This window comes from Actinacidiphila oryziradicis (assembly GCF_005047355.1).
GTDB classification, from domain to species: Bacteria; Actinomycetota; Actinomycetes; order Streptomycetales; family Streptomycetaceae; genus Actinacidiphila; species Actinacidiphila oryziradicis.
Genome location: NZ_SUMC01000020.1, coordinates 84,206 through 106,757 on the forward strand (window position 1 = coordinate 84,206; position 22,552 = coordinate 106,757).

Here is a 22,552-nt window from a genome sequence, read left to right on the forward strand (position 1 = left end):
GCTAATGGACATTGACTCGATGACACGCCGCTTATCCCCCTAGGATTCCCCCTACCACCCCACCACCGGTCTGAATTGACAGGAACCCCATGAGCGACACTTCCTCCCCTTTCGGGTTCGAGCTCGTACGGCGCGGATATGACCGCGGCCAGGTGGACGACCGCATCACTAAGCTGGTCGCCGACCGTGACAGCGCGCTCGCCCGGATCAACGCGCTGGAGAAGCGCATCGAGGAACTCCACCTCGAGACCCAGAACGCCGCGGCGCAGATCAACGACGCCGAGCCGTCGTACGCGGGCCTCGGTGCTCGTGTAGAGAAGATCCTCCGCCTGGCCGAGGAGGAGGCGAAGGACCTGCGCGAGGAGGCCCGTCGCGCCGCCGAACAGCACCGCGAACTCGCCGAGTCCGCCGCCAACCAGGTCCGCAACGACGCCGAGGCTTTCGCCTCCGACCGCAAGTCCAAGGCGGAGGACGAGGGCGCCCGGATCGTCGAGAAGGCCAAGGGCGACGCCGCTCAGGCCCGCGCCGAGGCGCAGAAGGACGCGCAGACCAAGCGCGAGGAGGCCGACGCTCTCTTTGAGGAGACCCGTGCCAAGGCTGCCCAGGCTGCAGCCGACTTCGAGACCAACCTCGCCAAGCGCCGCGAGCAGTCCGAGCGCGACCTGGCGTCGCGTCAGGCCAAGGCCGAGAAGCGCCTCGCCGAGATCGAGCACCGCGCGGAGCAGCTCCGCCTGGAGGCCGAGAAGCTCCGTACGGACGCCGAGCGCCGCGCCCGTCAGACGGTCGAGACCGCTCAGCGCCAGGCAGAGGACATTGTCGCCGACGCGAATGCCAAGGCCGACCGGATCCGCAGCGAGTCCGAGCGCGAGCTCGCGGCCCTTACCAACCGCCGCGACAGCATCAACGCCCAGCTCACCAACGTCCGCGAAATGCTGGCCACCCTCACGGGTGCCGCGGTCGCGGCCGCCACGATCCCGGACGACGAGCCCGCCACCCGCGGCGTCCCGGCCCAGCGCTGAGACCGCAATACGGCGGTTCCCCTTCCGTTTCGCAGGCCGGGGAGCCGCCGTTTTTGCTGTGCACCGTGGGCCATGTCCACGTACCGTGACTCTATGATCGAGCTTCAGGGGCTGACCAAGCGGTACGGGGACAAAACCGCCGTCGACGATCTCACCTTCACCGTGCGCCCCGGCGTGGTGACCGGCTTCCTCGGACCGAATGGTGCCGGGAAGTCGACAACGATGCGGATGATCCTCGGCCTGGACCATCCGACGTCCGGCGATGTGACCATCGACGGCAAACACTATGCGCAGCTGAGCGATCCATTCACCTATATGGGGGCGCTGCTGGACGCCAAAGCGATGCACGGCGGTCGCAGCGCCTACAACCACCTCCTCTGTCTGGCGCAGGCCAACCGCATCCCTCGCGCCCGGGTGGATGAGGTCCTGGAGACCGTCGGCCTCACCTCGGTCGCCAAGCAGCGCAGCAAGGGCTTCTCCCTCGGCATGGGCCAGCGCCTCGGCATAGCCGGCGCGCTGCTGGGCGACCCCCGGATCCTGATGTTCGACGAACCGGTCAACGGCCTCGACCCCGAGGGCATCCACTGGATCCGTAATCTGATGAAGGGGCTCGCGGCCCAGGGCCGTACGGTCTTCGTCTCCTCCCACCTGATGAGCGAGATGGCCCTGACCGCCGAACACCTGGTTGTCATCGGCCGTGGCAAGCTGCTCGCCGACACCTCCATGGCCGACTTCATCGAGCAGAATTCCCGCTCCTATATACGGGTGCGGACCCCGCAGCCCGAGCGGCTGAAGGATGTGCTCTCCGTGGCGGGCATCAACCCGGTCCTCACCGGGGACGGCTCCTTCGAGATCCATGACGGCGACCCGGCGAAGGTCGGTGAACTCGCCGCCCAGCACCAGCTCGTCCTGCATGAACTCAGCCCGCAGCGGGCCTCGCTGGAGGAGGCGTTCATGCAACTCACCGCCGGGTCCGTGGAGTACCACGCGGGCGTCCATGGAGAGCCGGCGGCCCCGCAGCCCAACTGGGGCGGGCAGTGGCAGCAGAAGCAGCAGGAGAAGCGACAGGGGAAGGAAGCCTGAGATGGCAGCGCCCACAGCCGTCCTCCAGTCGGAGTGGACGAAGGTCAAGTCGGTACGTTCCACGATATGGACGCTGGTGGCCGCGCTGGCCGTCACCATCGTCATCAGCGGCCTGATCTGCCTGGTCACCAACCTGCAGTGGGACAACGTCGAGCAGAGGCAGCGAGTCTCCTTCGACCCCACGTCATCGAGCTTCTCCGGCATCTTCCTCGGCCAGCTCGCCCTCATAGTCTTCGGCGTGCTCGTCGTCTCCAGCGAGTACAGCACCGGCATGATCCGCACCTCGCTGGCCGCCGTCCCGCAGCGCGGCACCTTCTACGCCTCCAAGGTCGCGGTCACGGGTGCGCTCGCGCTGATCGTCGGCATGGCCACCAGCTTTCTGTCCTTCTTCATCGGCCAGGCTCTGCTGGGCAGCCACAGCACCTCGATCAGCGACCCGGGCGTTCTGCGGGCGGTAGTCGGCGGCGGCATCTATATGACGCTGATGGTGCTCTTCTCCGCGGGTGTCGCCACAATGCTGCGCAGCCCCATGCTGTCGCTCGGCCTCCTCATGCCGCTCTTCTTCCTGATCTCCCCGATCCTGGCGAACGTCCCGGGCGCGAAGGTTGTCGCACGGTACTTCCCCGACCGGGCCGGATCCAAGATCATGCAGGTCCTCTCCGTCAGCGACGACCGCCCGTACGGGCCCTGGACGGGGCTGGGCATCATGGCGCTGTGGGTGATCGCCTCGCTTGTCGGTGGATACGTGCTGGTCAAGAAGCGCGACGCGTAGCGGCTGTCCGGCGATCGGAACCGACGCCTGTTCGATTCCCTGGTTTGATGGGAACCGGACAGGCGCCCGGTAACCTCCTAACCCTTACTTGCAGGGCTATGAGGGGCGGAGCATGATCGAGGCAGTCGGCCTCACCAAGCGCTATGGCGCTAAGACGGCCGTGTACAACTTGTCGTTCCAGGTCCGCCCGGGGGCGGTGACCGGCTTCCTGGGCCCCAACGGCTCCGGCAAGTCCACCACCATGCGGATGATCCTCGGCCTGGACGAACCCACCGAGGGGCACGTCACCATCGGCGGCCAGCCCTTCCGGCAGCTGTCCAACGCGCCTCGCCGGGTCGGTGCGCTGCTCGACGCCAAGGCGGTGCACGGTGGCCGCAGTGCCCGCCAGCACCTGCTCTGCATCGCCCAGCTCTCCGGCATTCCCGCCCGCCGGGTGGACGAAGTCCTCGGTATGGTCGGGCTCCAGGACGTCGCGGGCCACCGTTCCAAGGGCTTCTCCCTCGGCATGGGCCAGCGCCTCGGCATAGCCGGCGCGCTGCTCGGCGACCCCGAGGTGCTGCTTTTCGACGAGCCCGTCAACGGCCTGGACCCCGAGGGCATCCACTGGGTGCGCAATCTCATGCGCAAGCTGGCCGCCGAGGGCCGCACCGTCTTTGTCTCCTCGCACCTGATGAGCGAAATGGCGCTCACCGCCGACCACTTGATTGTCATCGGCCGGGGCCAGCTCCTCGCCGACATGAGCGTCAAGGACTTCATCGCCCACAACTCGGCGGGCCATGCCCTGGTCCGTACGCCCGACGACCCGGCCCAGCGCGAAAAGCTCAGCAAGGTGCTGTCCGGGGCCGGCGCCGGGATCCAGCCGGAACAGGACGGTGCCCTGCGCGTCTCCGGGCTGGAGCTCCCGCGCATCAGCGACCTGGCCCATGACGCGGGTGTACGCCTCTGGGAGCTCTCCCCGCACCAGGCCTCCCTGGAGGAGGCCTATATGCAGATGACCAACTCCGCCGTGGACTACCGCTCCGCCCAGGACCCCGGCCAGGGCTTCGGGCAGGCCGCCCCGCACGGCCCCGAGGCGCCGGCTCAGAGCCCGGGCCGGCACCAGCCGCCGTACGGCTCCCCGCAGCCCGTCCCGGGCATGCAGAACCCGTACGCCCGGCCGGCCGCGCCGCCGCCCGCCGCCGAGGTGCCCGCCGCCCTGCCGCCCGCCGCTCCGGCACCCGTGCCCGCGGCCGCCACTACCCCGACCAAGCCCGAGGACGCCGTATGACCGCCCCCGTCCCCAGCCCCTACGCGCCGCAGCAGCCATCGCTTCAGCAGCCTCCGGAGGGGCCTTGGTACGGCGCGTACGCGTCGCCGATTCCCGTGCAGGACACCAACCTCGGGCACGCGCTGGCGTCCGAGTGGACGAAGATCCGCACAGTGCGGTCCACGATCTGGACGCTCGGTGTGATGCTGTTCCTGGTTCTGGGCATCAACCTCCTGGTGGACTGGGCGTACACCGCGCACGGCCCCACCGTGTCCGACCCGGTGCTCAGCCCCGGCCTGTTCGGGATGATCCTCGGCCAACTCGCGGTGATCACCCTGGGCGTGCTGGTGATCACGTCCGAGTACAGCACCGGCATGATCAGGACGACCTTCACCGCCTGCCCACAGCGTGCCCGTGTGCTGACCGCCAAGGCGATCGTCTTCTTCGGGCTCACCTTCACCGTCACCACCATCGCCTGCACGGTGACCGCGCTCATCAACCGGGCCGTGATCGGCGGCCAGAGCGTCAGCGTCAACGACTACACGGGCTCGGGAGTGGTGGTCCGCGACGGGGTCACCACCGCCAGTGCCTCGCAGTGGCTCGGGGCCACCGTCGGTGTCGGCCTGTACATCGCGCTGCTGGGCCTGCTGGGGCTGGCCGTCGGCACGCTGCTGCGGCACTCCGCGGGGGCGATCACCACGATGATGGGCGTGGTGCTGCTGCCCCTGCTCATCGCGATCTTCATGCAGTCGGACCAGCTGAGGACGGTCCAGGAGAAGATGGTCGAGTACTCCTCGCCGAACGCGCTCGCATCGCTGTACCGCATCCCCATGCTCGGCGGCGACCACGCGAACGGGATGAGCCAGCTCACTGGGCTCGCCGTGGTGACCGGCGTCGCCCTGGCCGCCGCGTACGCCGTGCTGGCGAGGCGCGACGTCTAAGCTAATTGGCCGCGCGAATAGGTGGGGCGGCCTCTTAGCCCTCAGTAACGGGGCGCGTTACGGGACCGCTGCACCCTCGTGGTGCGGCGGTCCTTCGCGTTCCAGCAGGCGCTGTGCCAGTGCCGGCGGTCCTCGACACCGCCGTACTCGGGCCAGGCGACCAAGTGGCCGACGCCCGGCGGGATTTCCTGGTCGCAGCCGGGGCAGCGGTAGAACTTGCCCGGCGGGCCTCCCGCGATGATCCGGACGATCCACTGCTCGCCCTGCCAGGTCTCGGTACGTTCGAGACCGCGGCCGGACCCGGCCTCCGGGCGATCGGCGGGCTTGCCGGCGTCTCGCGGACGGTTGTGGCGCGGGGACACGGGACACCTCACGGGGGGGGCGGGCCGGGCTGGACAGGACCGGCTGGACGGGGTGGTTCCAGGGTAAAGGGCCCCGATCCGGGTAGGCGCGCCCCCTGGTTGGCCCACACCCTCTTAAAAATCATGAAATCAGCGCGGTAGGCCGTGCCTTTGGCACATGCCATTCGTTGACTTCACCAGGGGGCGCCGAGTGGGCGTCGAGTAAGGGTGTGAACAACCATGCAAGTTGGGGCTTTTGTCCTGGCGGCCCAGTTCCCCGGCCAGGGCCAGGGCGAGGCGCTGCACCGGGCGGTACGAAGCGCGGTGGCCGCCGAAACCGCCGGGCTCGACTCCGTCTGGCTGGCGGAACACCACTTCGTACCGTATGGAGTATGCCCGTCCGCGGTGACCCTTGCCGCGCTCCTGCTCGGCCGCACCCGCCGCATCGGCGTCGGGACGGCCGTCAGCGTGCTGCCGACCGCACACCCGGTGGCCCTCGGCGAGCAGGCCGCGCTGCTGCACATCGCCTCCGGGGGCCGCTTCACGCTGGGCGTGGGGCGCGGCGGGCCCTGGGTGGACCTGGAGGTCTTCGGGGCCGGTCTCGCGGCGTACGAGGAGGGGTTCCCGGAATCGCTCGACCTGCTGCTGCGGTGGCTGAGGTCGGCCCGGGTCGGGGCGGACGGAGAGCGCTACACCTTTCGCGAGGTCGCCGTCGTACCCCGGCCGGACGAGCTGGACGGCCCGCCCGGACCGCCCGTCGTGCTTGCCTGCACCTCGCCGCGATCGGTGCGGCTCGCCGCCGAACGGGGGCTGCCCATGCTCCTCGGCATGCACGCCGGGGACGACGAGAAGGCCCAGATGGTCGCGGCCTGGCGGACCGAGGCGCGGGCCGCCGGGCATTCACCCGATCTGGTGATGGGCGCAGGACACGTCTCGGCCGGCGTCGTACAAATCGCGGACAGCCGGGAGGCCGCCGTGGAGGCACTGTCCAAAGCGATGCCGGGCTGGCTTCAACGAGGGCTCGCCGCCCACGAAACGGTCGACGGCCGGACCCGCGCCATGCGCGACCCGATGGACTACACCGAACTCCTCTGCGGCCTGCACCCCGTGGGGCCCCCCGGGCTCTGCGCCGACCGGCTGCTCGCCACCGCCGAGCGAACCGGCATCACCCGCTTCGCGCTGCTCGCCGAGGGCTCGGGCGATCTGGCCCTCACCGAGGAGAACTTGGCACGACTCGGCAGCGATGTGCTCCCGCAATTGGCCTGAAAGAGCGCTCAGAGCGCTCAGCACGTTCAGCCAACGGCGGGAGCACCTGCCGGCTGGGGCAGTCAGTGATCGGTCGGGCTCAGCAGTCCCGGAACTCCGGCGACTGGTTCAGTAGTTGGGATCGCACAGAAGTAAACTTCGTAAAGCTCCCGTCCACCGCCGGGTCCAGCGGGAAGACCGCCACCCGATGGCAGTTCTGGAATGCGAGCCGGACCCCGAAATGTCGCTGCAGGGCTCCCCGTATCGCATCACTCGCGAGAGCGCGGAGCAGTTGCCCCCGCGCCTGCTCGTCCGGCGGCGGCACCTGGTTGTCGGCGAAGGATCCGCCGTCCACCTTGAGCTGCGCAACCAACGAGCTGATCATCTCCCACGCGTAAGGCAGGGAGATCCGGACGCAGTCGACGAATTCCTTCTCATCGACCTCGCCTCGCTCGGCCTTGTCAAGGAGGGCCGGTGAGACGTCGAGCGACATGAGTGGCTCCTCTCGTGACCCCTGGGGTGTTGGGGTCATTCGGGCTACGGAGGAAGCCGCGAAGAGAACTCCCGCGTAGCGGCTCCCACTCCCAACCGTAGAGTGTGAAGGTCCGGCCGCACCAGGGTGTGTCCGGCCGATCACGAACTGCTCTTTCGCCCCCCGGCGGATCAGAGCCCGACCCCCAACCTCCGGCCGCGAAGTACCCGGGACGCGGCGGGCCCGGACAGACCCACAACCGGCCATCCTCCGACAGCCGCCGGGGCCCGGGTCCGCCAGGACGAATCGCGTGCCGGGGGGCCATTCGAGTAGCGTTGCCGACCATGCGCCTCGTCATTGCCCGCTGCTCCGTCGACTACGCGGGCCGGCTCTCCGCCCACCTCCCTCTGGCCACCAGGCTGCTACTGGTGAAGGCCGACGGCTCGGTGTCGGTCCACGCCGACGACCGTGCCTACAAGCCGCTGAACTGGATGTCGCCGCCCTGCACCCTCAAGGAGAGCGATGACGGCACGGTCTGGACCGTCACCAACAAGCCCGGTGAGCAGCTGATCATCACCATCGACGAAGTGCTGCACGAGTCGAAGCACGAGCTGGGCGTCGATCCCGGACTGATCAAGGACGGCGTCGAGGCGCACCTCCAGGAGCTCCTCGCCGACCGCATGGAAGTGCTGGGCGAGGGCTGGAAGCTGATCCGCCGCGAGTACCCGACCGCGATCGGGCCGGTCGACATCCTGTGCCGCGACGCCCAAGGCGCCACCGTCGCCATCGAGATCAAACGGCGCGGTGAGATCGACGGCGTCGAGCAGCTCACCCGGTACCTGGAACTGCTGAACCGCGACCCGCACCTCGCGCCGGTGAAGGGCCTGTTCGCCGCCCAGGAGATCAAGCCACAGGCGCGGGTACTGGCGACGGACCGCGGCATCGGGTGCGTGACCCTGGACTACGACTCGATGCGGGGCATCGAGGACGACAAGCTCAAGCTTTTCTGAGACACCGGTCGAGGGCCCCGGCGCACTGTGCGCCGGGGCCCTCCGGCGTCGTCAGGCCACCGTGCTAGACACGCTCTCGCTGGGCGTGGCCGCGATGGTGGTGACGGGGGCGCTGGAGACCGTGTCGCTGGCGCTGGCGGGGGTGGTGGGCGCGGTGGCGGTCGGGGACGACGTCGTCGGCGACGGACCGGTCGGCGGCGTGTTCGTGGGCGGCGTGTTCGTGGGCGGCTTGGACGTCGGCTTGGACGTCGTCGGCTTGGGCGTGGTCGGCGGCGTGGTCGACGGCCTCGTGGAGGTACCCGGCGTCGTGGCCGTGGTCGTACCCGCGCCGGTGCCCGGCGCCGTGGTCGTGCCGCTGGTGCCCGATGAGGCGGAGGCGTCGGCGGAGCCGGAGGGGTTGGCGATGCTCTGAAGGGCGCCGGGGGCGGAGGACTGGGCGGGGAGGCCGCCGGTGCTGTTGTCCTGCTGGGCGGACTGGAGGGGCTTGACGTTCGAGGGGACGTTCTTGTTCTCGCTGGTGTTCGCCGTCGAGCCGAGGGTGACGAGGGTGCCCAGTACGGCGGCGATCAGCGCCCCGGCACCGGCGGCGGCCACGTTGCGGCGGGAGCCGGTGCCGGGGATGCGGCGCAGGCCGGTCCTGGCGGGGGCCAGGCGGGGGTGGACGGCGGTGGCCGCCTCGGCCGGAAGCGAGACGATCACCGGCGACACGGAGGCCTCGGCCCCGACCGCCGCTGTCTCGACCCCGGCGGGGGTGGTCGCGGGCACCGGCCCGCCGGAGCGGTCGACGACCAGCGCGAGGGTGCGCCGCCCGACGGTGGTGCCCTGACGGTCGGCCAGCGCACCGCGCAGGCCGATGGATGCCTCCAACTCGGTACGGGCCCGGTCCAGGTTTCCGGAGAGCAGCGACAGGACGCCCAGTTCGTGGAGGAAGTACGCCTCTTCGGCGACCTCCCCGGTGATCCGGGCAGTCTCCTGGCCGATCCGTAGTGCCCGCTCCCAGACGCTCCACTCCAGCGCGGCGGCGAAGACGGGCGCGGCCGTGCGGGCCAGCAGCACGGCGGTGCTGTGGTGGCCGACGTCCCGGGCTGCGGCCAGCGCGGCGAGGACGGCCTCGGCCTCGGCGGCGACCCGCTCCGGGGTGACCGACGGGTGACCGACCCACCAGGCGTAGTGGAGGGCCGCCGTGTTGACCTCCGGCCCGGTGTCGGCGGTACCGACGGTGTCCACTGCCGCGACGTACGCCGCCGCGACCAGCTGCTCCCGTACGCCGGCGGCGAGCCGGTAGTGCGAGGCGACGGGCAGGGCCAGCCCGGCCGCGACGATCTCGCCGAGCGCGGCATCACCGTGCGTGTCACCGACGAGGGCGGGCAGATGCGCCTGGTGCGGGCACTCACCGCCCAGCGCCACGGCGAACCGCAGCGTCTCCTGCGCGGCTTCGCTGAGCCGGGAGGCGAGCAGCTCGGCGGGGGCGGCGCTCTCGCCGAGGGACGGTAGCGATATGTGCGAGGCGGGCAGGGCGTCGAGAGGCGCGTCCACCGGCAGGTCGTCCTCAACGGTGTCCCAGACCGGCTCGTCGCCGTCCAGAACATGGAGGCCCCGCGCGTCGCGCTGCCGCAGCAGCGCCCCGGCCTGTACGAAGCGCAGTGGCAGCCCCTCGGACTCGAACCACAGGTCCGCCGCCCAGGCCGCCTCCTCGTCCTCCAGCGGCCGCTGCACAGCCTTTTCCAGCAGCTCCAGGCAGGCGACCCGGGTGAGTCCGGGCAGGAAGACCTCCTCGACCGCCGAGTCGGAGGCCGGGGCCGCCACATCCGGTGTCGCCGACATCAGGAACGCGCACTCGGGCACCGCGTCGAGCAGCTCCTCCAGCGCGGGGCCGCCGAACTCCAGGTCGTCCAGGACGACAACCGCGCCCACCTCGCGCAGCAGCTCCAGCAGCCGTGACCGGTCCGGGCGGTACGCCTGGGACTCGTAGACCGCCGTGAAGAGGTCGTGGAGCAGATCGGCCAACGTGCGGTGGTACCCCGACAGCCGGATGACGCCGTCCGGCGCCAGCTGGGAGCATCCCTCGGCGACCGCGTCGAGCAGCACACTGCGGCCGGACCCGGACGGCCCGGTGACGCGTACGGAGCGGCCTCTGGACAGCAGCCTCGCCAGCCGTTCCCGCTCCTCCTCGCGCTCCAGCAGCGGCAGCTCGACCGCCCGCGGCCCCGGCGGCACCGGAGGCCGGGCCGACGCCTCCCGCGCGGCACGCGACTCGGGGGTGCGGCGTGCGACGCCTTCCCGCCCGTCCGGCGGGAGGGCGGTGACCTCACTGCCGTCCACCGGATTGACGGTCACCAGATAGTCGCCAGCGACGACTTCGACAACGCGCACGGCCTCCCCGGCACCCGCGCCCACGACGATATCGGCCGCGTTCGGGTCACGCGACGGCCGCTGTGTGCGCGGCGGCGGTACGGGGCTGTCCTCGGCGGAGTACGGCTGCGCGCCGGACTCGTCGCCGAACTCGTCAGATGCGTCGGTATGTTGGTCCACTGGTCTCCGCCCCCCAAATGTGTCGCAACGGGGCCGCGCCGGACCGCCGCCCGTCCGCCTTCGGACCGGACCCGGCTCCCCTCCGCGGCGTGCGGGGTGGCACGCCGGAAACCGAACCCTAATCGTTCCCACAGTATGGCCACACGTCAGGGCCGCCGCGCCGCCCATACGTCCCTTTTTGGTCATCCATATCAGACACGCGGCAAGGCTTCCGCCTCAATTCCACCCTCGATCACCAGAATCCGGTGCAGCCTCGTGGCCACCAACAGCCGCTGAAGCTGCGGCGGCACCCCGCGCAGCACCAGCCTCCGGTCGGCCCGTCCGGCCCTCCGGTGCGCCCCCATGATCACACCAAGCCCCGTCGCGTCCCACGAGTCGAGGCTGGTCAGGTCGAGCACCAGGTCACCGTGGCCGTCGTCGACGGCGGAGTGCAGCACCGTACGGGCGTCCGCCGCGCTGTGGACATCGAGGCGGCCCCCGACGACCAGCTCGGTGTGGTCGCCCCTGATGTGCATAAGCGCTCCCCGTGGAGTGAGTGGCCTCTTTTTGGCCTTATGTCTTGCCTTGTATCTATGTGACTGACTATCCGTCGTACAGAGAAGTTGCCGTCAGTGAGCAAACCGATACCGAGTTCACCCTTACGAGTGACGTATCGGTCAGTGCCGGTCAGTACTGGTAGAACCCCTCGCCGCTCTTGCGGCCCAGGGCGCCCGCGTCCACCATCCGGCGCATGATCTCCGGCGGAGCGAACTTTTCGTCCTGCGATTCGGTGTAGATGTTGCCCGCGGCGTGCAAAAGGATGTCCACCCCGGTCAGGTCGGCGGTGGCCAGCGGCCCCATGGCGTGGCCGAAGCCCAGCTTGCAGGCGATGTCGATGTCCTCGGCAGAGGCCACCCCGGACTCGTAGAGCTTGACCGCCTCGACAACCAGTGCCGAAATCAGCCGGGTCGTCACAAACCCCGCCACATCGCGGTTCACGACGATCGTGGTCTTCCCGACCGCCTCGGCGAAAGCTTTCGCCGAGGCGAGCGTCGCGTCGCTGGTCTTGTAGCCACGCACCAGCTCGCAGAGCCGCATCATCGGCACCGGTGAGAAGAAATGCGTGCCCACGACGCGCTCCGGACGCTCCGTCACCGCCGCGATCTTCGTGATCGGGATCGCCGAGGTGTTGGACGCGAGCACCGCCTCATCCTTGGCGATCTTGTCCAGCGCCCGGAAGATCTCCTGCTTGACCTCGATCTTCTCGAACACCGCCTCGACCACGATGTCCGCGTCGGCGACCGCGTCCAGATCCGTGGTGGTGGCGATACGCGCGAGCGCCGCCTCCGCCTCGGCCGCCGTCAGCTTCCCCTTCGACACGAACTTCTCGTACGAGGCCTGGATGCCGCCCCTGCCACGCGCGAGTGCCGCGTCCGTGACGTCCCGGAGCACCACCTCATAGCCCGCCTGAGCCGATACCTGCGCGATGCCGGAGCCCATCAGACCGGCTCCGATGACGGCGAGCTTCTTCGCCACGGCACACACCCTCTTCTCGATGTCCTGGGCGGACCTTAACGCCCGCTCACATAGGTACGCAGCACTAAGAGAGCCGCGTCACGGTGTGTGCTTCGTCGCACCGCCCTGTGTGGTTACCCTCGGTCCATGGTCAATCTCACCCGCATTTACACCCGTACCGGTGACGACGGCACCACCGCACTCGGTGACATGAGCCGCACCGCCAAGACCGACCCCCGTATCGCCGCCTACGCCGACACCAACGAGGCCAACGCCACCATCGGTGTGGCCATCGCCCTCGGCGGCCTCACACCGGACGTCGCCGCCGTCCTCACCCGTGTCCAGAACGACCTCTTCGACGTCGGCGCCGATCTCGCCACCCCTGTCGTCCCCGATCCCAAATACCCGCCGCTGCGCGTCGAGCAGACCTACATCGACAAGCTCGAAGCGGACTGCGACCGGTTCCTGGAGGACCTCGACAAGCTCCGCAGCTTCATCCTCCCCGGCGGCACTCCCGGCGCCGCCCTGCTCCACCAGGCCACCACCGTCGTCCGCCGCGCCGAACGCTCCACCTGGGCCGCCCTCGCCGAGCACCGCGAGACCATGAACGCCCTCACCGCCACCTACCTCAACCGTCTTTCCGATCTCCTGTTCATCCTGGCCCGCACGGCCAACAAGGAGCTCGGCGACGTCCTGTGGGTGCCGGGCGAGAACCGCTGAGCCCGGCTCCGGGCCCCGGTTCTAGTCGGCGGCGGGCTGGCCGAGCAGGGCCCGCTGATGGGGGACGAGGAGGGATTTGCTCTTGAGCACGACAGTCGCCCGCCTGCCGAGCAGCATGGCCTCCCGCTCACCGCGCGGCATCATCGTCACCCCGTCGCCCGGCCCGAAGGGCACTGCCAGGAGCCGCAACGGCACGGCCTTGTACGGTTTCGACTGACTGCGGTGCCGCCCCGAACCGTCCAGATGAGCACGGATGTTGTGGGCGGCCGCCCGGCCCTGCGCGAAGGCGGCCGGGGCGACCTTGGCGTCGCTGATGTCGGTGACATCGCCGACCGCGAAGACGTCCCGCCAGCCGACGACCCGCAGATGCCCGTCCACCCTGACGTGTCCCGTGCCGTTCAGCCAGTCACCGTGACCGGCCAGCCGCAGCCACACCGTGTTCGGGGTGGTGCCGGTGGCCCAGAACACCAGGTCGGCCTCGATCCGGCGGCCCGCCCCGTCCCGGAACGAGCCGAAAGCGCTCCCCGGCGACACAAACGTGTTCAGCAGCACTCGCACCTCATGCGCCGCCAGCCAGTCCAGCGCCCGCCGCCCGGCCCGCACAGCGCCGTTCCCCTCAAGCAGCGCCGCTCCGGAATGCGCCAGCGTCACCTCCGCGTCCGGGCGCGCCAGCCGTATCTCCGCGCTGAGCTCGACCCCCGAAGGCCCGCCCCCGACGACCATGATCCTGCGCGCCTCCACGATCCGCCGCTGATGCCCCCGGAACACGTTGGCCGCCTCCTCCGCCGTCGTCCCGACGAACCGCGCCGGCTCCGGATAGTCGGCGCCGGTGGCGATCACCACCACGTCGTACGGCAGCCGCTCTCCGGAGGCGAGGACGACTTCCCGCTCCCGGGTCTGTATGCCGGTCACCTTCCCGAGCGCCACCCGACCGTGCTCCAGCAGCCTGCTGTAGGGAATGAGCGGGGCCCGTGTCCACCGCTCGTCGACGCCGGCCCGCAGCGAGGCCACCCGGTGGAAGAACACCTCCTTGCGGTCCACCAGGGTCACCCGCGCGATGTCGTCAAGATCCTTGGCCACCCGGATACCGGCGTAACCGCCGCCGATCACTACGACATTCCTTGTCGCCATGCCGGTCCTCTCAAAATGTGGGGGAATGAGAGGGCACTCATGTGCCGCCGCCCTAATCTATGAGCTGGCCCGGCTGGCCCGTACCGGTGTTCGGGATAGCCCGCTGTGCGGTTGTGTCGTTCTGACGCGGATCCTGTGCCGCTCGGAGGCGGGCCGTGCGGTGATGCGGCGGCCGAGCTCAGCGCACCCATCCCTTGAGGGGTTCGGTGTCCAGCGTGAATCCCACGGGTGCGGGCAGCGTGATCGGCTTGCCGAACGGCACCGTCTTGGTGCTCTCGTACCGGACACCGTCCGGCTCGCTGAAGACGGTGACCTCGCCCGCCTCCCGGTCGATCAGCAGGTACACCGGGATGCCCGCCTCGGCATACGCGCGAGGTTTCTCGACACGGTCCCGGCGATCCGTGTCGGAGTCGTAGGAAGTGACCTCGGCAACCATCAGGACGTCCGTGGGTTCGGCCCACTCGCCCTGACCGACAAAAGCGTCGCTGGGGGCCAGAGTTCCGTCCGGGCGCGCATGACCGTTGCGGTAGGTCTCCACCTTCAGACCCTGGTCATGCAGCCACAGGTCCGGGTTCGTCTGGATACAGATCCGCGCCAGCCACTGAATGATCCGCCCGTGGTCGCCATCCGGCACCGGCGTAACCCCGATCTTCCCGTTGATGAACTCCCACCGCATCCCCTCCATCACGCGGCCCGCGAGCCGCGCGAACTCCTCGAACTCCTCCGGCAGCATCTGCGGACGATCGTGGATAGCGGTCATGACCTGGCCTCCTTGGAGAGTGCGGCGCTTCCAGCGTATCCCGCACCGGCCGCCTAGGCGTGCCCCGCAGCGTCGGCAGAGAGACGGTGCAGCGGGCACCGGCACGGCGGGAACTGACCCGACATCATGGGCGCCAGCCGGTCGTCAGCCATGACGCTGACCCGGCCCAACTCCTCCGTGACGGCGCCGCTGCCCCGGGACACGCGGTAGACGCGCATCGTCATCCGGGGACGGACCGGTTCTCTACTCCCACCCTCGTACGGGGCGCCGTAGGTCATCACCGCGCCACCTCCACGCCGTGGATCCGACGGCAGACGGTGAGGCGTTCGATGGGATGCATTACGTCGATCGACCTGCTTTTCGTTTTTAGGGCCAATTACGGTGTGTACTCACAGCGTTGCGCTCCGGCACGTAATCTCGACAGAGGCCAGCCGTCCCAGCCGCATCGGCGGGACGAGGAGGGATGGACCAATGACGTTCCAGCCGCGTGAGCTTTTTCCCGACCGTTCGGCACGCGATCTGTTCGGCGCGGAGATCCGCAGGCAGCGGGAGAAGGCGGGCATGTCGCTGCGGCGGCTGTCGGAAGTGTTGAACTACAGCAAGTCCCATCTCGCCCGGATCGAGGCGGCGGAGACGCTGCCGTACGACGACCTCCCGGCGACGCTGGACGCGTGCTTCGGCACGGACGGGAGCTTCGCGCGGCTGCACGCGCTGGCGAAGAACGAGCCGTTCCCGGGCAAGTACCGGCGCATGATCGAGATCGAGCGGCGGGCGGCCGTCATCGAGCAGTACAACTGCGCCATCATTCCCGGCCTCCTCCAGACGCCGGAGCTGGCCGAGGCATGGCTGCGCGTCGGGCACCCGGAGGCTCCCGACGCGGGGATCCAGGCGCTGGTGAAGGCCCGAATCGACCGGCAGACGCTGTTCAGCCGACCCAAGCCGCCCCGCTGCTGGTTCATCCTGGACGAGGCGGTTCTCCGCCGCCCGGCGGGCGGCCCTCAGGTGATGCAACGCCAGATGGCGTCACTCGTCGAGCGGGGGACACAGGGGGACGTAACCCTCCAAGTGCTGCCGTTCACTTCCGGCCTCCATCCGGAGGCAGGCGGTTCGCTGAGGCTCTTCACGATCCCCGACGAGCCGGTGGTGGCGTACGAGGAAGGCAGCCACTCCGGGACGATCATTGAAGACCGGGATACCGTCACGAAGCTACGGGAGAACTACGATCTGCTCAGGGCGATGGCCCTCCCGCCTCGCGACTCCGAGGCGATGATCCGAGCCGTCATGAAGGAGTGGACCCGTGCGACCCATCCTTGACCTGAGCAGCGCCACCTGGCGCAAGAGCAATTACAGCAACCCCGACGGCGGCGACTGCGTCGAGGTCGCCGACGGCCTCCCCCGCATCGTGCCCGTCCGCGACTCCAAGAACCCCCACGGCCCCGCGCTGGTCTTCCCCGCCGGAACATGGTCCGCGTTCATAGCGGGCATAAAGGCAGGCGACTTCCCTGCTGCCTGAACGCCGCGCCCTGTGGCCAGGACCGACCCGTCACGCGAAGGCGCTGGCGCTCGGCCGTTGCGTAGTGCCGTCCATGACCGCGAACCGTGCCGGTCATGGGCGCTGCATCCCCCTACTCCCCCCAGGGCTCCCATTCGGCGGTGCTGAACGAAAACCCGAAGGGCTCCGGCAACCGCACGCTGCCGCCGAACTCCCAGCTGTCCAGCACCTGGTAGCGACCCGAGCGCCGGTCGGGTTCCGCGAAGAGCGTGATGCCGGGGCCCTTGGGGTCCCGGTCCACCAGAAGGTAGTACGGGATCACACACTGGGCATAGCCGGTCCATTTCGTGGCGGCTCGGCGGCCGAATGCCGGTTCGCGGTCGACCGGCGCGTTGGATTTCGAAGTCACCTCAACGACCATGTCGAGCTGGTGGGAGAAGAGGTGCTTCGCCTTCGTGGACCGGGCCTGGGCCAGTATGTCAGCCTCCAGGACGATGAGGTCGGGAATGTACCCGTCACCGATCTCCACCAGGTTGAGGTCCGTCGTCTGGACGGCCCGCCACGGGAAATCGGGGTGTCCCGCCTTGGCGAGGATCAGCCCTTCAAGGATGTCGGCCACAATCCCGTTGTGATCGACAGTGGGTCCTGGTGACACGATGATCTCTCCCCCGACCACCTCGACCCGCGTACCGTCGTGCGGCAGCCTCAGGTAGTCCCTCAGTTCGTCCCGCACCCACATGTCATACGGAGAATCGGGAAGCGTGTAGTGCGCGATCGCCGGCACGGACATCGGCTCACCGACCCCTTCCTCGGAACGCTGTGGTCGCTACTCAGCGTAGCGCCTCGCAGCGACGCGATAAAACCGAGCAGAGAGCTGCAGGACTCCCTTACGGCCTGGTACTCAAGATATCGGGACCGGGCTGTCCAATGCGGAGATCGCCGCCCGGCTGTGCATGGCCGAGGCCACGGCCAAGACCCATGTCAGCCGGATCCTCACCAAGCTCGCGCTCCGCAGCCGCACCCAAGCCGCCGTCCTGGCCCAAGAATTGGGCCTACGCCTGCCCTGAGGCCGCCTGCGGCGCCTTCCCCTCCCCGCCCCTTCCCGGCTGCGTTCGATATGCGGCTGGCGCCGCGTGGGGGCGGGTCAGGGGAAAGGCCCGCCGTAGGCGACCCGGCCAGGGGCGAGGCGACCGGCACGGAAACGCTACGCGACGTTGACCCGCTGGCCCGGAGGGGCCGCCTCGAGCCAGGCCAGGAAGCCCGTCTGGGCGTCGTCGCTCATCGCGAGCTCAAGACGAACGCCGCGGTGCTCACAAACGAGGACCACGGCGTCGGAGAGAAGGGCAAGCTCCTCCTCCCCCTGGGGCTCGCGTCGGTGGAGGACCTCGATGGCAGAACGTTCGAGGACCCGCCGGGGCCGGGGCGAGTAGGAGAAGACGCGGAACCATTCGACACGGTCACCGCTGTAGCGGGCGACGCCGTAGACCCATCCCTTGCCCGAGGGCACGGAAGTTTCCGGCTCAGCCTCGGCGGCAAGCCGGAGACTGCAGTCGAAGGTGCCGCCGGGGCGCTGGATCAGCCGACGGCGCAGGCCGAAGACAAACAGCCCCAGCAGCGCCGCAGCGATGATCCCTCCGCACAGCTGAAGAGCGAGGATCACGACTATCGACCTCCTCGCTTCATCTCACAACGGTGGAAGTGCCGGAGCCGCGGGATGCCGTGATCGGAGATCGGTTCGGCTTCCCGCGGCTTCGTCGTGCTGGTAGGCGCGATCAGTGCACGCCTGTGGTGGCGGCGAGGCGTACCTCGGCACGCCGCTCGGCCGCCGCATCGGTGTCGGACTGGGCCCGCTCCAGTGCCCGCTCCGCACGCGCGACATCGATCTCGTCGGCGAGCTCGGCGATCTCGGCCAGGATCGACAGCTTGTTGTCGGCGAAGGAGATGAAGCCATCGTGTACGGCAGCGACGACCGTCCCACCTTCACTCGTACGGATGGTCACCGGACCGGACTGCAGCACACCGAGCAGCGGCTGGTGGCCCGGCATGATGCCGATGTCACCCGATTCGGTGCGTGCGACGACCAGGGTCGCCTCGCCGGACCAGACACTGCGGTCAGCGGCGACCAGCTCGACGTGCAGCTCAGCCAAGACGGCTCCTACGGTCGGCACCCACCGCCTTCGGCGGGTGTTGAGTCAATGATAGGGGTGGGCCGGGGCGGCAATCGCCCCGGCCCGGGTGGCGGCGGCCTCAGCCGACGCCGAGTTCCTTCGCGTTGCGCTCCAGGTCCTCAAGACCACCGCACATGAAGAACGCCTGCTCAGGGTAGTGGTCGTACTTCCCGTCGGCGATGGCGTTGAACGCGGTGATGGACTCCTCCAGGGGCACATCCGAACCATCGACACCGGTGAACTGCTTCGCCGCGTGGGTGTTCTGCGACAGGAAGCGCTCGATACGGCGGGCGCGGTGGACGGTGAGCTTGTCCTCCTCGCCCAGCTCGTCGATGCCGAGGATCGCGATGATGTCCTGCAGGTCCTTGTACTTCTGCAGGATCGACCGCACCCGCATAGCGCAGTCGTAGTGGTCCTGCGCGATGTAGCGCGGGTCCAGGATCCGGGACGTCGAGTCCAGCGGGTCCACCGCCGGGTAGATGCCCTTCTCCGAGATCGGCCGGGAGAGCACCGTCGTCGCGTCGAGGTGCGCGAAGGTGGTCGCCGGGGCCGGGTCGGTGAGGTCGTCGGCCGGCACATAGATCGCCTGCATGGAGGTGATCGAGTGACCGCGGGTCGAGGTGATGCGCTCCTGGAGCTGGCCCATCTCGTCCGCGAGGTTCGGCTGGTAGCCCACCGCGGACGGCATACGGCCGAGCAGGGTGGACACCTCGGAACCGGCCTGGGTGAAGCGGAAGATGTTGTCGATGAAGAACAGCACATCCTGGCCCTTCACATCGCGGAAGTACTCCGCCATGGTCAGACCGGCCAGTGCCACGCGCAGACGGGTGCCCGGGGGCTCGTCCATCTGCCCGAATACCAGCGCCGTCTTGTCGAGGACGCCGGACTCCTCCATCTCCGCGATCAGGTCGTTGCCCTCACGGGTGCGCTCGCCGACACCGGCGAACACCGAAACGCCCTCGTGCAGCTTGGCCACACGCATGATCATTTCCTGGATGAGGACCGTCTTGCCGACGCCCGCACCACCGAAGAGGCCGATCTTGCCGCCCTTGACATAGGGGGTCAGCAGGTCGACGACCTTCAGGCCGGTCTCGAACATCTCGGTCTTGGACTCGAGCTGGTCGAAGGCCGGAGCCTTGCGGTGGATCGGCCAGCGCTCGGTGACCTGGTCCTCGGCCTCCGGCTCGTTCAGGATCTTCCCGAGGGTGTTGAACACCTTGCCCTTGGTGATGTCACCGACCGGCACGGTGATGCCCTCGCCGGTGTCGGTCACCGGGGACTGGCGGACCAGGCCGTCGGTGGGCTGCATCGAGATCGCGCGGACCATGCCGTCACCCAGGTGCAGGGCGACCTCCAGGGTCAGCGTCTTGATCTTGCCGTCCTCGGCCGGGTCGGCGACGTCGACATGCAGCGCGTTGTAGATCTCCGGCATCGCGTCGACGGGGAACTCCACGTCGACGACCGGGCCGATGACCCGAGCGACGCGACCCGTTGCCGTGGCCGTTTCAACAGTGGTGGTCATAGTGGTCAGTCACTCCCCGCGGTCGCGTCGGCCAGGGCGCTGGAGCCACCGACGATCTCGCTGATTTCCTGGGTGATTTCGGCCTGGCGGGCCGCGTTGGCAAGCCGGGAGAGCGTCTTGATGAGCTCCCCGGCGTTATCGCTCGCCGACTTCATCGCGCGACGGCGGGCAGCGTGCTCGGAAGCCGCCGCCTGCAGCAGTGCGTTGTAGATCCGGCTCTCGACGTATCGCGGCAGCAGAGCGTCCAGGACGTCTTCCGCCGACGGCTCGAAGTCGTACAGCGGAAGGATCTCGCCTTCCTTCGCGGACTTCTCGGCCCCCGCGGCGCCAGCCGCTGATGTCACAGCGTCGAGGCTGAGCGGCAGCAGCCGGTTCTCCACCGGCTGCTGCGTCATCATCGACACGAACTCGGTGAAGACGATGTGCAGCTCATCGACCCCGCCCTCGGCCGTGTCCTTCTGTACGGCCTCGATCAGCGGGGCCGCAACCGTCTTCGCGTCCGAGTAGGACGGCTTGTCGGTGAACCCGGTCCACGATTCGACGACCGGGCGCTCCCGGAAGCCGTAGTAGGCGACACCCTTGCGGCCGATGACGTACGTGTCGACCTCCTTGCCCTCCGACCGCAGCCGCTCGGTGAGCCGGTCTGCGGCCTTGATGGCGTTGGAGGAGTAGCCGCCGGCCAGGCCGCGGTCGCTCGTGAGGAGCAGGACCGCAGCCCGGACCGGGTTGTCGACCTCGGTGGTGAGCGGGTGCTTGGTGTTGGAGCCAGTCGCCACCGCGGTCACCGCGCGGGTGAGTTCACGGGCGTACGGAGTCGATGCCTGCACCTGGCGCTGCGCCTTGACGATGCGCGAGGCAGCGATCATCTCCATCGCCTTGGTGATCTTCTTGGTGGAGCTGACCGCCTTGATGCGGCGCTTGTAGACCCGGAGCTGGGCGCCCATGCTCAGCCCTCACCCAGCAGCTTGCCGTCCGAGGTCTCGAACTGCTGCTTGAAAGAGTTGACGGCATCGGTGAGCGCCTCGATCGTCTCGTCCGGCAGCTTGCCGGTCTCGACGATCACGGTGAGCAGCTCCTTGTGCTCGCGGTGCAGGTAGTCCAGGAACTCCCGCTCGAAGCGGCGGATGTCCTCGACCGGTACATCGTCCAGCTTGCCGGTGGTGCCGGCCCAGATGGAGACGACCTGGTCCTCGATCGCGTACGGGGCGTACTGGCCCTGCTTGAGCAGCTCGACCATCCGCTTGCCTCGCTCCAGTTGCGCCTTGGAGGCCGCGTCCAGGTCGGAACCGAAGGCGGCGAACGCCTCCAGCTCGCGGTACTGGGCGAGGTCCACGCGGAGCCGGCCGGAGACCTGCTTCATGGCCTTGATCTGCGCCGAACCACCGACCCGGGAGACCGAGATACCGACGTTCAGCGCCGGGCGCTGGCCCGCGTTGAACAGGTCGGACTCCAGGAAGCACTGGCCGTCGGTGATGGAGATGACGTTGGTCGGGATGAACGCCGACACGTCGTTGGCCTTGGTCTCGACGATCGGGAGGCCGGTCATCGAGCCGGCGCCCAGCTCGTCGGAGAGCTTGGCGCAGCGCTCCAGCAGGCGGGAGTGCAGGTAGAAGACGTCACCCGGGTAGGCCTCACGGCCCGGCGGGCGGCGCAGCAGGAGGGAGACGGCGCGGTAGGCGTCGGCCTGCTTGCTCAGGTCGTCGAAGACGATCAGGACATGCTTGCCCTGGTACATCCAGTGCTGGCCGATGGCCGAGCCGGTGTAGGGGGCGAGGTATTTGAAGCCGGCCGGGTCGGACGCCGGGGCCGCGACGATCGTCGTGTACTCCAGGGCGCCGGCCTCCTCCAGCGCGCCGCGCACGCCGGCGATGGTGGAGCCCTTCTGGCCGACGGCGACGTAGATGCAGCGGACCTGCTTCTTCGGGTCGCCGGAACGCCAGTTGTCGCGCTGGTTGATGATCGTGTCGATGGCCAGGGCGGTCTTGCCGGTCTGGCGGTCACCGATGATCAGCTGGCGCTGGCCGCGGCCGATCGGGGTCATCGCGTCGACGGCCTTGAGGCCGGTCTGCATCGGCTCGTGCACCGACTTACGGACCATGACGCCCGGGGCCTGCAGCTCCAGCGCGCGCCGGCCTTCGGTCTCGATCTCGCCGAGTCCGTCGATCGGGGTGCCGAGCGGGTCGACAACGCGGCCGAGGTAGCCCTCGCCGACCGCGACGGACAGGACCTCCCCGGTACGGGTGACCGGCTGGCCTTCCTCGATGCCGCTGAACTCGCCGAGGACGATGGCGCCGATCTCGCGCTCTTCGAGGTTGAGGGCGAGACCGAGAGTGCCGTCCTCGAACTTCAGCAGCTCGTTCGCCATGGCCGAGGGAAGGCCCTCGACCTTCGCGATGCCGTCTCCGGCCTCGCTGACCGTGCCGACCTCCTCGCGCGAGGCGGCGTCCGGCTTGTACGACTGGACAAAGTTCTCCAGCGCGTCCCGGATCTCCTCCGGCCGGATCGTAAGCTCCGCCATCTGGGTTCCCTGCTCTCCTTGTTGGGCCCGAAGTCTTCTACTACGGCTACGGCCCAACTCGGGCCGTCACTGCGTCTTTATTGATA

24 protein-coding genes and 1 pseudogene are annotated in these 22,552 nt (G+C 69.0%); 11 read left to right on the top strand and 14 right to left on the bottom strand.

Translation table 11 applies throughout. From position 1 onward, the window contains the following. Positions 1-89: 89 nt before the first annotated feature. The 5 genes from FCI23_RS21320 (at position 90) to FCI23_RS21340 (ending at position 5,061) form a co-directional block, all read left to right on the top strand. The gene (locus FCI23_RS21320) at positions 90-1,019 is read left to right on the top strand and encodes a coiled-coil domain-containing protein (protein ID WP_136725532.1); all 930 of its coding nucleotides are present in this window, start codon (positions 90-92) and stop codon (positions 1,017-1,019) included. Positions 1,020-1,112: 93 nt separating this feature from the next. After that, complete coding sequence (locus FCI23_RS21325; RefSeq protein ID WP_136725533.1) at positions 1,113-2,102, top strand: ABC transporter ATP-binding protein; 990 nt, start codon at positions 1,113-1,115, stop codon at positions 2,100-2,102. Position 2,103: 1 nt separating this feature from the next. After that, positions 2,104-2,874 (top strand): ABC transporter permease, encoded by a 771-nt coding sequence (locus tag FCI23_RS21330; protein WP_136725534.1) that lies wholly within the window; start codon positions 2,104-2,106, stop codon positions 2,872-2,874. 112 nt (positions 2,875-2,986) lie between these two features. Then, positions 2,987-4,141 carry an ABC transporter ATP-binding protein gene (locus tag FCI23_RS21335; protein ID WP_136725535.1) on the top strand — a complete coding sequence of 385 codons (1,155 nt, stop codon included), beginning with the start codon at positions 2,987-2,989 and terminating at the stop codon, positions 4,139-4,141. Continuing rightward, positions 4,138-5,061: an ABC transporter permease subunit gene (locus FCI23_RS21340; RefSeq protein WP_136725536.1), complete on the top strand. Its 924-nt coding sequence runs from the start codon at positions 4,138-4,140 to the stop codon at positions 5,059-5,061. The genes FCI23_RS21335 and FCI23_RS21340 overlap by 4 nt, the downstream gene beginning before the upstream one ends. Before the next feature lie 41 nt (positions 5,062-5,102). Here FCI23_RS21340 and FCI23_RS21345 read toward each other — a convergent pair whose 3' ends face one another. Next, a complete protein-coding gene (locus FCI23_RS21345; RefSeq protein WP_136725537.1) occupies positions 5,103-5,423 on the bottom strand; it encodes an ATP/GTP-binding protein in 321 nt (106 codons plus the stop codon). A 219-nt stretch (positions 5,424-5,642) separates the two neighbouring features. Here FCI23_RS21345 and FCI23_RS21350 point away from each other — a divergent pair, with 219 nt between their 5' ends. Next, complete coding sequence (locus FCI23_RS21350) at positions 5,643-6,668, top strand: LLM class flavin-dependent oxidoreductase (protein WP_136725538.1); 1,026 nt, start codon at positions 5,643-5,645, stop codon at positions 6,666-6,668. Positions 6,669-6,747: 79 nt separating this feature from the next. On the opposite strand, the gene FCI23_RS21355 is transcribed toward FCI23_RS21350, so the two are convergent. Then, on the bottom strand, positions 6,748-7,140 hold the full coding sequence (locus tag FCI23_RS21355) for an SCO5389 family protein (protein ID WP_136725539.1): 393 nt from the start codon (positions 7,138-7,140) through the stop codon (positions 6,748-6,750). Positions 7,141-7,463: 323 nt separating this feature from the next. On the opposite strand from FCI23_RS21355, the gene nucS reads away from it, so the two are divergent. After that, on the top strand, positions 7,464-8,129 hold the full coding sequence (gene nucS / locus FCI23_RS21360; RefSeq protein WP_136725540.1) for an endonuclease NucS: 666 nt from the start codon (positions 7,464-7,466) through the stop codon (positions 8,127-8,129). A gap of 51 nt (positions 8,130-8,180) precedes the next feature. Here nucS and FCI23_RS56520 read toward each other — a convergent pair whose 3' ends face one another. The 3 genes from FCI23_RS56520 to FCI23_RS21375 form a co-directional block, all read right to left on the bottom strand. Beyond that, positions 8,181-10,661, bottom strand: coding sequence for an ATP-binding protein (locus FCI23_RS56520; RefSeq protein WP_169316872.1), 2,481 nt, complete (start codon positions 10,659-10,661; stop codon positions 8,181-8,183). A 191-nt stretch (positions 10,662-10,852) separates the two neighbouring features. After that, positions 10,853-11,176: an STAS domain-containing protein gene (locus FCI23_RS21370; RefSeq protein ID WP_136725541.1), complete on the bottom strand. Its 324-nt coding sequence runs from the start codon at positions 11,174-11,176 to the stop codon at positions 10,853-10,855. A gap of 151 nt (positions 11,177-11,327) precedes the next feature. Then, the gene (locus tag FCI23_RS21375; RefSeq protein WP_136725542.1) at positions 11,328-12,176 is read right to left on the bottom strand and encodes a 3-hydroxyacyl-CoA dehydrogenase family protein; all 849 of its coding nucleotides are present in this window, start codon (positions 12,174-12,176) and stop codon (positions 11,328-11,330) included. A gap of 126 nt (positions 12,177-12,302) precedes the next feature. Here FCI23_RS21375 and FCI23_RS21380 point away from each other — a divergent pair, with 126 nt between their 5' ends. Then, positions 12,303-12,875 carry a cob(I)yrinic acid a,c-diamide adenosyltransferase gene (locus tag FCI23_RS21380; protein ID WP_136725543.1) on the top strand — a complete coding sequence of 191 codons (573 nt, stop codon included), beginning with the start codon at positions 12,303-12,305 and terminating at the stop codon, positions 12,873-12,875. 21 nt (positions 12,876-12,896) lie between these two features. Here the strand turns inward: FCI23_RS21380 and FCI23_RS21385 are convergent, their stop codons facing one another. The 3 genes from FCI23_RS21385 to FCI23_RS21395 all read right to left on the bottom strand — a co-directional run bounded on the left by FCI23_RS21385 (position 12,897) and on the right by FCI23_RS21395 (position 15,044). After that, positions 12,897-14,006, bottom strand: a complete 1,110-nt coding sequence (locus FCI23_RS21385) for an NAD(P)/FAD-dependent oxidoreductase (protein ID WP_136725544.1) — start codon at positions 14,004-14,006, stop codon at positions 12,897-12,899. A gap of 178 nt (positions 14,007-14,184) precedes the next feature. After that, the gene (locus tag FCI23_RS21390) at positions 14,185-14,766 is read right to left on the bottom strand and encodes a Uma2 family endonuclease (RefSeq protein WP_136725545.1); all 582 of its coding nucleotides are present in this window, start codon (positions 14,764-14,766) and stop codon (positions 14,185-14,187) included. Positions 14,767-14,819: 53 nt separating this feature from the next. Further along, entirely contained in the window at positions 14,820-15,044 is a 225-nt protein-coding gene (locus FCI23_RS21395) for a hypothetical protein (RefSeq protein ID WP_136725546.1), read from the bottom strand. 193 nt (positions 15,045-15,237) lie between these two features. Here FCI23_RS21395 and FCI23_RS21400 point away from each other — a divergent pair, with 193 nt between their 5' ends. Further along, positions 15,238-16,080 (top strand): helix-turn-helix domain-containing protein, encoded by an 843-nt coding sequence (locus FCI23_RS21400; RefSeq protein WP_136725547.1) that lies wholly within the window; start codon positions 15,238-15,240, stop codon positions 16,078-16,080. Next, entirely contained in the window at positions 16,064-16,279 is a 216-nt protein-coding gene (locus FCI23_RS21405; RefSeq protein WP_246143885.1) for a DUF397 domain-containing protein, read from the top strand. Before FCI23_RS21400 ends, FCI23_RS21405 begins: the two co-directional genes overlap by 17 nt. A 112-nt stretch (positions 16,280-16,391) precedes the next feature. Here the strand turns inward: FCI23_RS21405 and FCI23_RS21410 are convergent, their stop codons facing one another. Then, positions 16,392-17,048 carry a Uma2 family endonuclease gene (locus FCI23_RS21410; protein ID WP_136725548.1) on the bottom strand — a complete coding sequence of 219 codons (657 nt, stop codon included), beginning with the start codon at positions 17,046-17,048 and terminating at the stop codon, positions 16,392-16,394. 118 nt (positions 17,049-17,166) lie between these two features. On the opposite strand from FCI23_RS21410, the pseudogene FCI23_RS21415 reads away from it, so the two are divergent. Next, a pseudogene (locus tag FCI23_RS21415) lies at positions 17,167-17,325 on the top strand (response regulator transcription factor); the annotation flags it as partial. Between the two features lie 137 nt (positions 17,326-17,462). On the opposite strand, the gene FCI23_RS21420 reads toward FCI23_RS21415, so the two are convergent. The 5 genes from FCI23_RS21420 to atpA form a co-directional block, all read right to left on the bottom strand. Continuing rightward, positions 17,463-17,918, bottom strand: a complete 456-nt coding sequence (locus tag FCI23_RS21420) for a DUF2550 domain-containing protein (RefSeq protein WP_136725549.1) — start codon at positions 17,916-17,918, stop codon at positions 17,463-17,465. Between the two features lie 112 nt (positions 17,919-18,030). Further along, positions 18,031-18,405, bottom strand: a complete 375-nt coding sequence (locus tag FCI23_RS21425) for a F0F1 ATP synthase subunit epsilon (protein ID WP_211265423.1) — start codon at positions 18,403-18,405, stop codon at positions 18,031-18,033. Positions 18,406-18,505: 100 nt separating this feature from the next. Then, positions 18,506-19,948, bottom strand: a complete 1,443-nt coding sequence (gene atpD, locus FCI23_RS21430; protein ID WP_136725551.1) for a F0F1 ATP synthase subunit beta — start codon at positions 19,946-19,948, stop codon at positions 18,506-18,508. Positions 19,949-19,953: 5 nt separating this feature from the next. Next, entirely contained in the window at positions 19,954-20,892 is a 939-nt protein-coding gene (locus FCI23_RS21435; RefSeq protein WP_136725552.1) for a F0F1 ATP synthase subunit gamma, read from the bottom strand. Between the two features lie 2 nt (positions 20,893-20,894). Then, complete coding sequence (gene atpA, locus FCI23_RS21440; protein WP_136725553.1) at positions 20,895-22,466, bottom strand: F0F1 ATP synthase subunit alpha; 1,572 nt, start codon at positions 22,464-22,466, stop codon at positions 20,895-20,897. Positions 22,467-22,552: the final 86 nt, after the last annotated feature.

Bases quoted from the DNA above. Each gene is read 5' to 3' on its own strand.
- FCI23_RS21320 (WP_136725532.1), top strand. From the start codon at position 90: ATGAGCGACACTTCCTCCCCTTTCGGGTTCGAGCTCGTACGGCGCGGA.
- FCI23_RS21325 (WP_136725533.1), top strand. From the start codon at position 1,113: ATGATCGAGCTTCAGGGGCTGACCAAGCGGTACGGGGACAAAACCGCC.
- FCI23_RS21330 (WP_136725534.1), top strand. From the start codon at position 2,104: ATGGCAGCGCCCACAGCCGTCCTCCAGTCGGAGTGGACGAAGGTCAAG.
- FCI23_RS21335 (WP_136725535.1), top strand. From the start codon at position 2,987: ATGATCGAGGCAGTCGGCCTCACCAAGCGCTATGGCGCTAAGACGGCC.
- FCI23_RS21340 (WP_136725536.1), top strand. From the start codon at position 4,138: ATGACCGCCCCCGTCCCCAGCCCCTACGCGCCGCAGCAGCCATCGCTT.
- FCI23_RS21350 (WP_136725538.1), top strand. From the start codon at position 5,643: ATGCAAGTTGGGGCTTTTGTCCTGGCGGCCCAGTTCCCCGGCCAGGGC.
- FCI23_RS21355 (WP_136725539.1), bottom strand. From the start codon at position 7,140: ATGTCGCTCGACGTCTCACCGGCCCTCCTTGACAAGGCCGAGCGAGGC.
- nucS (WP_136725540.1), top strand. From the start codon at position 7,464: ATGCGCCTCGTCATTGCCCGCTGCTCCGTCGACTACGCGGGCCGGCTC.
- FCI23_RS21370 (WP_136725541.1), bottom strand. From the start codon at position 11,176: ATGCACATCAGGGGCGACCACACCGAGCTGGTCGTCGGGGGCCGCCTC.
- FCI23_RS21380 (WP_136725543.1), top strand. From the start codon at position 12,303: ATGGTCAATCTCACCCGCATTTACACCCGTACCGGTGACGACGGCACC.
- FCI23_RS21385 (WP_136725544.1), bottom strand. From the start codon at position 14,006: ATGGCGACAAGGAATGTCGTAGTGATCGGCGGCGGTTACGCCGGTATC.
- FCI23_RS21390 (WP_136725545.1), bottom strand. From the start codon at position 14,766: ATGACCGCTATCCACGATCGTCCGCAGATGCTGCCGGAGGAGTTCGAG.
- FCI23_RS21395 (WP_136725546.1), bottom strand. From the start codon at position 15,044: ATGACCTACGGCGCCCCGTACGAGGGTGGGAGTAGAGAACCGGTCCGT.
- FCI23_RS21400 (WP_136725547.1), top strand. From the start codon at position 15,238: ATGACGTTCCAGCCGCGTGAGCTTTTTCCCGACCGTTCGGCACGCGAT.
- FCI23_RS21410 (WP_136725548.1), bottom strand. From the start codon at position 17,048: ATGTCCGTGCCGGCGATCGCGCACTACACGCTTCCCGATTCTCCGTAT.
- atpD (WP_136725551.1), bottom strand. From the start codon at position 19,948: ATGACCACCACTGTTGAAACGGCCACGGCAACGGGTCGCGTCGCTCGG.
- FCI23_RS21435 (WP_136725552.1), bottom strand. From the start codon at position 20,892: ATGGGCGCCCAGCTCCGGGTCTACAAGCGCCGCATCAAGGCGGTCAGC.
- atpA (WP_136725553.1), bottom strand. From the start codon at position 22,466: ATGGCGGAGCTTACGATCCGGCCGGAGGAGATCCGGGACGCGCTGGAG.